This window comes from Nitratireductor rhodophyticola (assembly GCF_019891355.1).
In the GTDB taxonomy this organism is placed as follows: domain Bacteria; phylum Pseudomonadota; class Alphaproteobacteria; order Rhizobiales; family Rhizobiaceae; genus Nitratireductor; species Nitratireductor rhodophyticola.
The window spans coordinates 83961-96109 of sequence record NZ_JAHSSF010000001.1 but is presented as its reverse complement, the minus strand read 5'-3'; the positions used below and the strand labels follow the sequence as shown (position 1 = coordinate 96109).

Below are 12149 nucleotides of genomic sequence, written 5' to 3'. Positions count from 1 at the left end.
CCCCGGTACTTTCAGTTGCGTTTGTTCCCTCGGCACATGGCCGACTCACTGCGCCGACTCACTGCTGCGAAATCAGCAAAGCATCACTTTCTTGACCGAATTCAGGCTTGACGCCAAGCAGCGGCGCTGAACGGCGGATGATGTTGCGCACCATTGGCGCCGCGTTCAGGCCGGCAGTTGCGCCGATCCCTTCCCGCTCGGGCTTCGGTTCGTCGATGAACACCAGCACGACATATTCGGGATCGTCGACCGGGAATCCTGCGATGAACGCGTTGAACCGGACATTGTTGGAGTAGCGACCGTTGACAACCTTCTCTGCAGTACCGGTCTTGCCGCCGACATAATAACCCTCGACCTCGGCGCGCCGGCCTGATCCCTTTTCGGAATTGAGCCGGAAGAGATAGCGCATCTGTGCACTGGTCTTAGGCGAGATCACCTGTGTTGCGATCTCATTCGCCTCCGCTTCGGAGCGCGGCAGGAAGGTTGGCGGAATGAGCTTGCCGCCGTTCAGCATGGCCGCGGCCGCCACCGCCGTCTGGAGGGGTGTCGTGGCCATGCCATGACCATAGGAGATCGTCACGGAATTGATCTTCTTCCATTCCTTCGGCTCTGTCGGGAGAGCCACCTCGGGCAGTTCCGTCGACATCCGTCCAAGAAGGCCGATCTTTTTCAGAAATTCCCTGTGTCCCTCAATCCCCACCACGTCCGCCATCTTCGCCGTGCCGATATTGGAGGAATAGATGAAGATTTCGGGCACGCTCAGCACCCGGCGTTTGCCGTGGAAGTCGTTGATCGTGAAACCGCCAATGCGGATCGGCCGTGTCGCATCAAAACTGTCATTGATGCTTACCAGGCCGGAATCGAGCCCCATGGCCGTGGTGAATATCTTGAACGTCGAACCCATTTCGAACACACCGGCCGACATGCGGTTCAGACGATCCTTGTCCAGCGCGTTGACCGGATTGTTCGGGTCATAGTCGGGTACGGATGCCATGCCCACCACTTCACCCGTATCGGCCTTGAGCACCACGGCACCGGCGGCAATTGCCTTATAGCGGTCCAGCGCCTGCACGAGTTCGTCGCGGATGATGTGCTGCACACGCAGGTCGATCGAAAGCCTGACCGGCTCCAGGTGTCCCTCGACCGCGAGCCCCGTGGCCTGCAGGTCCGCCAGCCCCTGATCGTCAACGAATTTCTCGATGCCTGCGATGCCCTTGTTGTCGATGTTCACAAGGCCAAGGATATGCGAGGCGGTCGCCCCGCCGGGATAGAAGCGGCGTTTTTCCGTGCGGAAACCGAGACCCGGCACGCCCAGCGCGAGAATGTCAGCCTGCTGGCGCGGCGAGAGCTGGCGGCGCAGCCACACGAAGCCCGCATCGCTGTCGAGCCTTCGATAGGTCTGCTGGTAGTTGAGGTCGGGAAGAACCGTGGAGAGCTTCTCGATGGCCTCGTCGATGTCCACGATGCGTCGCGGCTCTGCAAAGAGCGACGCCGTCTTGATGTCGGTCGCAAGAACCTCACCGTTGCGGTCCACAAGGTCGGGACGCGAAGCGGTCACACGCGCTGCCGGCAGGCTCGCCTCCGGCTCGTCCTGCATGGCAAGGTGAACCAGGCGGCCACCAAGCACTGCATAAATTCCGAACATGACGGCCATGGCCATCACGACCCGGTTCTGCGCTCGTCCGCCACGGGCCTTGCCGGCCCCGTCCATCACAATGGTTGCAGCGCCCCGGCGCACCGCCGACGAAGCCATGTCGTCCCTGTATCCGCTTGTGCTCGTCATGGCCGCACCGCCCCGGTTGTCGTCTCGTCAGGCACGCCCCCGGCATCGGCCATGCCGCCGACAAGCCCCTCGATGGTCAGAGGCTTTTCCGGAAGATCGGAAAACTCGGCGATCCGCGGCGCCTCAACGGGTTCAAGCCCCAGTTCGTCCTTATACGTCTCGGCCAGCCGCTGCAGGCGCGCGGGTTGCGTCAGCAGGCTCCAGTCCGCCTTGAGGATATCGATTGAGTCTTCCTCAAGCTCAACCTGGCGCTCGATCCTGTGCAATTCGTCATATTTGGCTTCGGCATCGTGCTTGGTCTTGTAGGTGAAGGCCGCCGCTGCCAGCATGACCGTGATCAGCACAATATCGCTCGTGCGAAACATCTTTGCCTCTACCTCTCACCTGCACGCGTCGGCCGCGGAAACCGCGACAGACCGACAATCTCGAAATCAGCCTCCCCGGCCGGCGCATCGGTGCGCCTCGCCAGGCGCAGCCGCGCGGAACGCGCCCGCGGATTCCGCTCCGTCTCCCCGCGCGATGGCGCCACGGGCTTGACCGACTTCTCGAAAGTCGGAGCCGCGCCATGCACCTCGGGCAGATGGCGCGATCCGCCCTGTCCGCCGGCACGCTCCACCATGAAGCGTTTGACGATCCGGTCTTCAAGCGAGTGGAACGTCACCACCACCAGCCGGCCGCCTGGTTTCAGAACGCGTTCGGCTGCAAAGAGCGCACGCGCCAGTTCGCCGAGCTCGTCATTGACGAAAATGCGCAACCCCTGAAAAACGCGGGTTGCGGGGTGGATTTTCTCCTGCGGACGCCGGCCGACGATCTTCTCGACCGCGCTGGCAAGGTCCAGCGTCGTCTCGAAAGGCTTTTCGGCCCTCGCCCGTTCCAGTCCACGCGCAATGCGGCCCGCCTGACGCTCCTCGCCGAGAATGCCGAAGATGCGGGCGAGGTCGCCCGCTTTCATTGTGTTGACCACATCGGCAGCGCTCAGGCCCGAGCGCTCCATGCGCATGTCGAGCGGTCCATCCTTCTGGAAGGAGAAACCGCGCACGGCCTGATCGATCTGCATGGAGGAAACGCCAATATCGAGCACCACGCCATCGACCTGGCCGTCGACAACCTCGTCGAGCCTGGAAAAGCGGTTTTCCACCAGCCGCAGGCGCCCGTCCCACGTCTTCACCAGCGCCTGACCGGCCTCGATGGCGGTCGGGTCGCGGTCGATGGCCGTGACCGAGGCCCCCTCTTCAAGGAGGGCCGTCGTGTAGCCGCCGGCGCCGAACGTGCCGTCAATGAAATGCTGGCCGTCGAGAGGCTGTAGCGCCTCGAGAACTTCGCGCAAAAGAACCGGAATGTGGCGGGCCAGTCCGCCACCGGCCGGGCTTTCGCCGCCGGGGCCCGCCATCATTCCGACTGTCCGGCAGTTCGGCTCGAAGTGGCCGCTTGCCGAAGTTTCAGAAGCCGTTCGCGCACCGCCTGCCCGTGGGCCTTCAGCCGCTCCGGCTCCCAGATCTGAAAGAAATGCCCACGGCCAACGAAGGCCACATCCTTCGTGATGCCTGTGTGCTCGCGAATGAAATCCGTCACGGTGATGCGCCCGTCTTGATCGAGTTTCAGGAAGGCGCCGTCGCCATGCACGAAAAAGGACATGTCGTCCGCAGTCTGCAGAAATGGGTCTTCCTGCGCGATCCGCTCCTCGTAGCGGTCGAGTAGATCGAGACCGCCCACATCCATCGCCGGGATGTCGAGCGCGCGAAGCGCATAGAGTTCGGTAAAACCACGCTTTTGAACGACGGAGCGAAAGTGCGCCGGCACCGAGACCCGACCCTTGGAGTCGATCTTGTTTACTGCATTCGACAGAAACCGGTCCATGACGCGTTGCGGCCAAAAGGCCCATGCCCCTCTGCATCTCTTCAGCCGCTTTCAGATGCGGCTCTCCGAACACTTGCCCGCCCCCCTGCAAGGGTGAATCCCAACTGCCACGCCGCCCCGCCAAAGAGGCCGACATGAGAGGAACCCGTACTCCAACTGCAACGAAACGCTGATTTGTTATATGGGGTACCATGGGCCGTTATGGGCGTCAACGGGATTAAGCTTCACAAATGCCGCAATGACAGGCGTTTTGGACATGCATCGGGCCATGGTCATTTATCGTGCATTAAGGCTAACAAAAGGTTAGGAAGAGCTTCATGCCGTCCGGCCCGCATCCACCCGACATGACCGCGAGGAGCCCAATGTCCGACAGCCAGAACGCCCGTGCTGCAAGCCTCTCACACCTTCATTCGGGCAGCCTTGCCAAAGGCGATCCGCTCTCCACGCCCATCGTCATGAGCTCGGTGTTTCATCTGCCGGGCGACCCGGCAGGCGCACGTCAATACGGCCGTTTCGACAATCCCACCTGGGAAGCGGTGGAGGCAGCACTCGCCCATCTTGAAGATGCCGACGCCATCGCCTTCCCCTCCGGCATGGCCGCGATCTCGTCGGTTTTTCTGGCCCTGCTTTCAGGCGGCGACCGGGTGCTCCTGCCCTCGGATGGCTACTACACGCCCCGCGTCCTTTTGGAAAAGCACCTGACCCGGCTTGGCATAAGCTACGAAACCCGACCGACCGCGTCGTTTCTCGAAGGCGGGTTTGCCGGATACCGCATGGTGCTCGTCGAAACCCCTTCCAACCCGGGGCTTGATGTCTGCGACATCAGGGCGGTGGCAGAGGCCGCCCATGCTGCGGGCGCAATCGTCGTTGCCGACAACACGACTATGACACCCTATGGCCAGCGCCCGCTGGATCTGGGCGTCGACATCGTGCTTGCCGCCGACACCAAGGCGCCCAACGGGCATTCGGACGTGCTTTTCGGCCACGTCGCAAGCCGCAATGGGGAGATGATCGAAACCATCCGCGAATGGCGCAAACTGGCCGGTGTCATCCCCGGCCCGTTCGAAGCATGGCTGGTCCTGCGCGGCCTCGAAACACTCGAACTGCGCTTCGACCGCATGTGCTCATCCGCCGAAACGATTGCAACGCGCCTTGCAGATCATCCGGCGATCCGCTCGGTGCGCTATCCCGGCCTCAAAGGCGATCCATCGCATTCACTCGCCAAAACACAGATGCTGCGCTTCGGTTCGCTCATCGGATTGACGCTGGGTTCGAAAGAAAAGGCCGAAGCCTTCATCGACACCTGCCCGCTCATCGAGGCGACAACCTCTTTCGGCGGCGTCCACACATCCGCCGAACGGCGCGCGCGATGGGGTGACGATGTGGCGGAAGGGTTCGTTCGTCTCTCGGTCGGATGTGAGCCGACGGAGACACTCTGGCAGACGATCGACGCTGCATTGAAAACGGCGTAAAACTGTTCGGAATTTTCTGAAAAGGAGCCGGAATCCCTCGAATTCCGGAAAAATCGGCAAATTCGGGAAAAATGTGCCAGCCGGTCTGTAAGCCGGGTTCTGTATGGCCGCGCCGCCCGAAAGCGACGCAACGTGACGGCCATTCCTCTGGGACCGATGTTGCCATCGGCCTCAAGCAACCTACCCGAACGGCTGGACTGGAAAACGCCCTGAGGGTTGCCCCTCGCGCCATTCCTATTCGGTTTTGCTCCCGGTGGGGTTTACCATGCCGTCTTCGTTACCGTCGACGCGGTGGGCTCTTACCCCACCCTTTCACCCTGACCCCGCCAGTATTTCGGTTCCCGGCAAGAGCCTGAAAAAGAACCGAAAAACAGGCGGGGCGGTCTGCTTTCTGTGGCACTGTCCCTGGGGTTGCCCCCGCCGGATGTTATCCGGCACCGTTTTTCCGTGGAGCCCGGACTTTCCTCGCAAACAGCCTTTCGGCTCCCGTTCGCGCGGCCGTCCGACCGGCTGGCAGGACGTATAAAGGGTTTCGCACGGCAAAACGCAACTCAAAACAGACGCGTTTGCGCACGAAACCCCTCATTCCCGAACTTAACGCCCGAGAATCCGCTTCACTTTCGAGCAATAGCGCGAGGAAATCGGGTTCATGCGCTTCGCGCCGTGACCCGCATTGTATTTGAGAATCGTGCCGCAGGTCGTGCCGCCACCCAGCTTGTGCGCCTTGGCGAGGTACTTCATGCCGTACTTGATGTTGGTATCGGGATTGTAGAGGCCCTTGGCCGAGCCGCGATAGCCCATCATGCGCGCCGTGGCCGGCTTGATCTGCATAAGGCCGATTTCGCCCGCCGCGCCACGTGCATTCGCACGGTAGTTACTTTCAACCCGGACAACGGCGTTGGCCAGCGAAACCGGGACGCCATAGGCAGAAGCGTATTGGGCAATGATCGTCTGGTAGGAACCGCCCTTGGCACTCTTCCTGCCCTTGGAGCTCTTGCCGCTGGTGCGCACGGTGGTTTTGACCGTGGTCTTCTTCTTGCTGGACTTCGCTGTGACTTTCTTTTCCGCCTTGGCCGGTTTCGCCGGCTTTATCGAGGCGGTGGTGGTCATGTCCACTTTGCTCGCCTGGGAACCTTTTCCACCGCGGATGATTGTACGAAGCAGATTGGGCGCGGCTTCACCCTTTTCCGCTTTCTCGGCACTCTTCTTGGCAGAGTGGGCCGCGATCACCTGTCCATAATTCGTCTTTTCGCCGGCATGGGACAAAGACGTTGCAGCGCCGACAGCGATCGCTGCCGCGAGTAAGGTTTTGATTTTCATTTCGACCCGTAAATCTGTGCCGCAGCATCCGTGCGCGGCAGGTTTTGTCTTTAACGAAGCCGGGATCAATACCCCACGGCCTCAACACGGGTCGGTGTTTTGCAGGCGAAGGGGAAACAAAAAAGGCGCTTCAATTCAAATAATATGAATCGATGAAATTTTGCGCCAGTCTTGGGAGTGAGTGATCGTCAGGGAGAAGAATCAATCACAAATTAATTATACAACAATTTGCGCAGAATCTCGCATGTTGTCACATCAGCCAGGCCACTAACCTCTAAAGGCCTGAAATGCCTTTGAAATTCCCTGACAACCGTTTGCGTTTGCCTGTCGTATATACCGGTAATGGCAATCCCGTATCCGTACCGCTGAAGCAGTCTCTGGAGCGCCAGAACGGCCGGTCCGCCGTCGTCAGACCCGAGAACGCGCCCTCCCGGGATGGGCGCAATTGCGACAAAATGGCCAAGACCTGCCGCCGCCAACTGCTCCCAGGGAAACTTTTCTCCCGGGTCGACCTTGCGACCGGGCGCAATGTCGGAATGGGCAAGAACCCGCTTTGCCAGGATTCCGTGACGTCGGCAGATGTCCAGGCCAAGCTCGAGAACGGCCTTGATCTGCACCTCGGGAAAGTCCGGCAGGTTCTGCGGATGCCCCGCATTCGCGATCTCGATACCGATGGACCAGGAGTTAACATCGTCACGCCCCTGCCATGATCCCCGCCCCGCATGCCAGGCCCGGTCCGCCTCCCGCACCATCTGAACGATGCGCCCGTCTTCATGGACGAGATAGTGGCTCGAAACCTCGCTTTCGGGGGCGCAAAGCCAGTCCTGCGCACTCTCGCCAGTTTCCATGCCGGTATAGTGGAGAATGAGCGCATCAGGCTTTTGACCGTCCCGCCGCCCGCCGAAATTCGGAGAGGGACAAACCTCCGCCCCGCTAAAATCCGGCTCGAACATGGCGGCCGCGCAGACGGTCGCACTCACGCACGCACCTGCGCTTTCTCGATGCTCTCATAGGCCGCGTTGATTGCCGCAAGACGCGTATTTGCGATGGCCAGGAACTCTTCCGGAACCCCGCGCGCAATGAGCTTGTCGGGATGGTTCTCGGCAACAAGCCGGCGATACCGGCGCTTGATCTCGTCGAATGGCGCTCCGTGTTCGACACCGAGAACCAGATAAGGGTTACCATCTCCGGTGATCGCATGACGAGACAGCATCTGCTCGAAATGGTCGTCGCCAATATCGAATATCTCTGCAACGCGTTGCAGAAATTCCGTTTCACGCTCATGGATCACGCCATCTGCCTTGGCGATATGGAACAGCGCATCGAGAATATCTTCAAGCACCATGCAGTTCGGTCCGCCATAGCCGCACAGATTGGCCATCTGGTGCGCATAGGCCTCGAAACCCGCCACATCCTGCTGTGCGAGATTGTAGAGCCGCGAGACATTGGCCTGCTCGTTGCGCGGAACGGAAAAAATTTCGTGAAAGGCCCGGACCTCGTCCTGTGTCACGACACCATCGGCCTTCGCCATCTTGGCCGACAGGGCGATGATGGCGATGGAAAAGGCAACGCGCCGGCGCAGTTGCGGGTCGCCTTCGAATACGGTGCGAATGGCCTCGACCATCGCTGACAGCGCACTGCCGGGCGCGCGCGTGATAAAGTCTGTTATACGATCCCAAAACGTCATGCCGGTTTTGTAACCGCAAACGCCCGGGATTTCGAGGCGCAGTTTGGCGCAAGCAGAGCCGGATGGGATTTTCATCCCATCCGGTTGCTTTCCCTTCAGGCACTCAATACGCGACCTGAATGGATCGACGCCTTACTGGCTGGTCGTGCCCTGATCCTGCATCGGATCAGCTTCCGGGGCAGCAGCCGGCGGATCCATCGGGGTTGCATCCTGCTGTTCGGGCTCAATGCTCTGGGTGGTCGTGTTGTCGCCTTCACTGCAGGCTGCAAGTCCAAGAAGGGCGAGGCCCGAAACGGTGGCGGCTAGAAACTTTTTCATGTCGACTCTCCATACAAAGCGCATCTTGGATCGCCGTGCGTCCATCCGGACGCACAAAGGACGATCCAAACCATGGATAGAGCATCGGAATAACCCGAAAACCGGATTCCACTTTTCGGTCCGATGCTCCAAGAGCGCGACACCGCGCGCTCACACCAAAGAAATGCGCGGACGCGTCTGGGGTTTCGTAACGTTGAATGACCGTTCGTAACGATGCGGGATCAAAGGCTGGTCGCGCTGCGTGCCGCCTGATCATATTGCCCGGAAAGGGCGTGCATCACCGCAGCGATGCCGGAAAGCGCTTCCTCGTCGAGCTTGAGGCGCTTGGTGCTGGCAACGAGCAGCGCTTCACGAACCTCGTGATAGCGCTCGCAGGCGGCAGCCCCTTCGGGTGTGGCCTTCACCGTCTTTTCCTTGCCCCTGCGCCCGGTCTTGACCAGACCGAGCGCGGCCAGCTTCTTGATGGCGTAGGACGCGACGTGAACGTCTTCGATGTTGAACATCATGCACAGTTCCGAAAGCGTCTTTTCCCGGTTCCTGTGATTGACGGCATGCAGGATCTGCACAGCGGTGGGCTGCAGCCCCGGCACACCTGCCGCCGCCATGCAGCGCACCATCCAGCGCTCGAAGGAATGGCTCATCACGGTCATCGCAAACTCGATCTCCGACAGCGCCGGCATGGCGCCAGCGGCCAGATGGGCTGCGGAGACGACCGGTCCGACTTTCCTTTCGGCGTTCGACATCTTTACCTCGCGAGCATGGTTTGCGGCAGCCATAGCGCCAGTTGCGGGAACAGGACGATCAATGCCACGGCGACGATCATCATGAGGAAGAACGGCAGGGTCATGCCGGCAACCTTGAGAATGTTGTGACCGGTAAGCCCCTGAATGACGAACAGGTTGAAGCCGACCGGCGGCGTGATCTGACTCATCTCGACCACGAGCACGAGATAGATGCCGAACCAGATGATGTCGAGCCCCGCAGCCTCGACCATGGGCAGAATAACCGATGCGGTGAGCACAACGATGGAAATTCCGTCCAGAAAACAGCCCAGCACGACGAAGAACAGGGTCAGCACCGCAAGAAGCGCATAGGGCGAATAGCCCTGCTCGGCGATGAACTGCGCCAGCGCGCGAGGAATGCCCGTATAGCCCATGGCCACCGTCAGAACGGACGCACCGGCAAGGATGAGCACGATCATGCAGGAGGTGCGCGAGGCGTTGCGCAGCGCATCGAAGAAGGTCGAGCGGCTTAACGTGCCGGTGAACCATGAAAGCGCCAGCGAGAGGACCACACCGACAACGGCGGCCTCGGTGGGTGAAGCAAAGCCGCCATAGATCGAACCGATGACACCGATGATGAGCGCCAGGATCGGGAACAGGCGACGCGTCTGCCAGATGCGCTGAAGATAAGGGATGCGCGGATCGGCCTCGGGCATGCGCTTGTGATTGATCATCGACCACACGGCCGTGTAGCCCATGAAGAGCGCCGCCAGCATGATGCCGGGAACGACGCCGGCGATGAATAGACGGGCGATCGACTGCTCGGTGGCCGCACCATAGACGATCAGAATGATCGATGGCGGGATAAGCAGGCCGAGCGTGCCGGAACCGGCAAGCGAGCCGATGGCCATGCGCTCGTCATAGCCGCGCTTTCTGAGCTCGGGCAGAGACATGCGGCCGATGGTGGCCGTGGTGGCGGCGGACGAGCCGGACACGGCGGCAAAGATGGCGCAGCCCAGAATGTTGACGTGCAGGAGCCGGCCCGGCAGACGCCGCATCCAGGGTGCCAGACCGGCGAACATGTCTTCGGCCAGCCGCGTGCGGAACAGGATTTCCCCCATCCAGATAAACATGGGCAGCGCTGCAAGATCCCACGAATTGATGGAGCCCCACACGGTGGTGGCCATCACCGCGCCGGGCGGCACCGGAACCATGAGATAGATGGCCGCAAGACCGGCCACCATGAGCGCCAGAGCGACCCAGAGGCCGGCGGCAAGCAGGACGAGCATCAGCCCGCCGAGCGTGAGGGAAATGGTCAGGAGGTCCATCACACCTCCTCCGCCGCGCCGTCTTCGGTGGCGAGATAGGATGGAGACCGGCCCGTGAGCGCGGCGAACAGATCATCCAGCAGCGCAACAGCGAAGATGCCGATCCCGAGCGCCATGACCGCCTGCGGTATCCAGAGCGGGATGGCGATGATGCCGTAGGACAATTCGTTGAAGCGGTGACTGTCGAGGGCGAGCTTCGCCGCATAATAGAAGAAGAAGCTGGCCAGCGCCGCGCCGACCAGAAGCACAAACACCTCGGCCACCCGGCGCATGCCCTCGGGCATGGCGGCAAGACCCAGCGTTACGCGAATCTGCGCGCCGCCACGCAGAGAGCCGGCAAGCGCCATGAAAGAGGCTCCGACCAGCAGGAAGCCCGCAATCTCCGCCAACGACGGCACAAGAAAGCCAAAGGGTGGCAGGCCGAAAAGCCCAAGCAGGCTGTCCACCACGCGCCCCATGACCTGGGCGAACACCAGAATTGCGATCACGCAGAGGGCGGCCATGGCCAGCCATTCGGCTGCACCATAAAGCCCGTTCACTAGTTTTCTCATAGTCGTCGTCTCCACTCCGACGGTCTCATTGTGGTCGCATATGGCGACCGATCTGCAGGCGGCTGGAGAACCGGCCACCTGCAGCGCCTGTCAAAGCGGTCAGTTTTGGTAGGCTTCGAGGATAGCCTTGCCTTCGTCGCCGGCTTTTTCAGCCCATTCGGCGGACATTTCCGCACCGATGGCGGCAAGCCCTTCCTTCAGCTCGGCGCTGGGCGCAGTCACGGTGATGCCGTTGTCTTTCAGAACCTGAGTCTTTTCCATCGTCTCCTTGACGGAAGCCTCCCAGCCACGCGTCTCAGCCGTGGCCGCTGCCTCAAGCACGGCTGCCTGCTGATCTTCCGGCAGTGCATCGAATGCGGCCTTGTTGACAAACACCATGTTGCGCGGCAGCCAGGCCTGCGCGTCGGAGTAATGAGAGAGGAAGTCCCAGACCTTGGAATTCGCACCGGTGGAGGGCGAAGTGATCATGGCCTCGACACGACCGGTGGCGAAGGCGGTCGGCAGGTCCGGCACCTCAACCTGGGTCGGAAGCGAGCCCGCGAGCTGCGCCAGACGCTCGGTGGCGGCATTGTAGGCGCGCATCTTCAGACCCTTGAGGTCGTCGACCGAAGAGATTTCCTTCTGGGTGTAGATGCCCTGCGGCGGCCACGGCACGGAGAAGAGCAACTGAAGCCCCTGCTCCTGAAGCTTTGCGGCAAGCTGGTCCTTCGACGCGTCATAGAGTTTCTTCGCGTCGTCATAGCTGGTGGCCAGGAAGGGGATGGAATCCACTTCATAGATCGGGTCTTCGTTTGAAAGACGCGAGCCAAGGATTTCGCCGATCTGGGCAAGGCCCTGTCGCACGGCGTTCTTGATGTCGGGATGCTTGAAGAGCGATCCGTTGGAGTGAACGGTGATTTCAAGCCCGCCATCGGTGGCCGATTTCACATCCTCGGCGAACTGGACGATATTCTGCGTGTGGAAATTGGTGTCGCCATAGGGCACCGGCATGTCCCACTTGGTCTGGGCCGATGCCGACGTAGCAAAGCCGAGCGCAGCTGCGGCCAGAACGAATTTCACGGAATGATGCATGTTCATATCTCCCATTTTGTGAAGCAACGGAGGTGTTCCC

13 protein-coding genes and 1 other RNA gene are annotated in these 12149 nt (G+C 60.9%); 1 reads left to right on the top strand and 13 read right to left on the bottom strand.

What is annotated here, in order from left to right; all coding sequences use genetic code 11:
* Nucleotides 1-58: 58 nt before the first annotated feature.
* The 4 genes from KUG85_RS00435 to mraZ are packed head-to-tail and all read right to left on the bottom strand — an operon-like array spanning nucleotide 59 to nucleotide 3640.
* Nucleotides 59-1783 (bottom strand): peptidoglycan D,D-transpeptidase FtsI family protein, encoded by a 1725-nt coding sequence (locus KUG85_RS00435; RefSeq protein WP_083212820.1) that lies wholly within the window; start codon nucleotides 1781-1783, stop codon nucleotides 59-61.
* Complete coding sequence (gene ftsL / locus KUG85_RS00430; protein ID WP_065814944.1) at nucleotides 1780-2148, bottom strand: cell division protein FtsL; 369 nt, start codon at nucleotides 2146-2148, stop codon at nucleotides 1780-1782. Before ftsL ends, KUG85_RS00435 begins: the two co-directional genes overlap by 4 nt.
* A gap of 8 nt (nucleotides 2149-2156) precedes the next feature.
* Entirely contained in the window at nucleotides 2157-3176 is a 1020-nt protein-coding gene (gene rsmH / locus KUG85_RS00425; protein ID WP_223003780.1) for a 16S rRNA (cytosine(1402)-N(4))-methyltransferase RsmH, read from the bottom strand.
* Nucleotides 3173-3640 carry a division/cell wall cluster transcriptional repressor MraZ gene (mraZ, locus tag KUG85_RS00420; RefSeq protein WP_025031382.1) on the bottom strand — a complete coding sequence of 156 codons (468 nt, stop codon included), beginning with the start codon at nucleotides 3638-3640 and terminating at the stop codon, nucleotides 3173-3175. Before mraZ ends, rsmH begins: the two co-directional genes overlap by 4 nt.
* Nucleotides 3641-4002: 362 nt before the next feature.
* On the opposite strand from mraZ, the gene KUG85_RS00415 reads away from it, so the two are divergent.
* A complete protein-coding gene (locus KUG85_RS00415; RefSeq protein WP_223003779.1) occupies nucleotides 4003-5112 on the top strand; it encodes a cystathionine gamma-lyase in 1110 nt (369 codons plus the stop codon).
* 72 nt (nucleotides 5113-5184) lie between these two features.
* Here the strand turns inward: KUG85_RS00415 and rnpB are convergent.
* The 9 genes from rnpB to KUG85_RS00370 form a co-directional block, all read right to left on the bottom strand.
* An RNA gene (gene rnpB, locus KUG85_RS00410) (RNase P RNA component class A) lies at nucleotides 5185-5626 on the bottom strand.
* Between the two features lie 80 nt (nucleotides 5627-5706).
* Nucleotides 5707-6432 (bottom strand): lytic transglycosylase domain-containing protein, encoded by a 726-nt coding sequence (locus tag KUG85_RS00405; protein WP_223004454.1) that lies wholly within the window; start codon nucleotides 6430-6432, stop codon nucleotides 5707-5709.
* A 212-nt stretch (nucleotides 6433-6644) separates the two neighbouring features.
* Complete coding sequence (locus KUG85_RS00400; protein WP_223004453.1) at nucleotides 6645-7385, bottom strand: N-acetylmuramoyl-L-alanine amidase; 741 nt, start codon at nucleotides 7383-7385, stop codon at nucleotides 6645-6647.
* A gap of 23 nt (nucleotides 7386-7408) precedes the next feature.
* Nucleotides 7409-8119 (bottom strand): J domain-containing protein, encoded by a 711-nt coding sequence (locus KUG85_RS00395; protein ID WP_065815351.1) that lies wholly within the window; start codon nucleotides 8117-8119, stop codon nucleotides 7409-7411.
* A 132-nt stretch (nucleotides 8120-8251) separates the two neighbouring features.
* Nucleotides 8252-8437 carry a hypothetical protein gene (locus KUG85_RS00390; protein ID WP_007010418.1) on the bottom strand — a complete coding sequence of 62 codons (186 nt, stop codon included), beginning with the start codon at nucleotides 8435-8437 and terminating at the stop codon, nucleotides 8252-8254.
* Between the two features lie 221 nt (nucleotides 8438-8658).
* Nucleotides 8659-9180 carry a winged helix DNA-binding protein gene (locus KUG85_RS00385; RefSeq protein WP_007010417.1) on the bottom strand — a complete coding sequence of 174 codons (522 nt, stop codon included), beginning with the start codon at nucleotides 9178-9180 and terminating at the stop codon, nucleotides 8659-8661.
* Between the two features lie 2 nt (nucleotides 9181-9182).
* Nucleotides 9183-10487: a TRAP transporter large permease gene (locus KUG85_RS00380; protein ID WP_223003778.1), complete on the bottom strand. Its 1305-nt coding sequence runs from the start codon at nucleotides 10485-10487 to the stop codon at nucleotides 9183-9185.
* A complete protein-coding gene (locus tag KUG85_RS00375) occupies nucleotides 10487-11038 on the bottom strand; it encodes a TRAP transporter small permease (RefSeq protein ID WP_223003777.1) in 552 nt (183 codons plus the stop codon). Before KUG85_RS00375 ends, KUG85_RS00380 begins: the two co-directional genes overlap by 1 nt.
* Nucleotides 11039-11137: 99 nt before the next feature.
* Complete coding sequence (locus KUG85_RS00370; RefSeq protein WP_065815350.1) at nucleotides 11138-12109, bottom strand: TRAP transporter substrate-binding protein; 972 nt, start codon at nucleotides 12107-12109, stop codon at nucleotides 11138-11140.
* Nucleotides 12110-12149 lie beyond the last annotated feature (40 nt).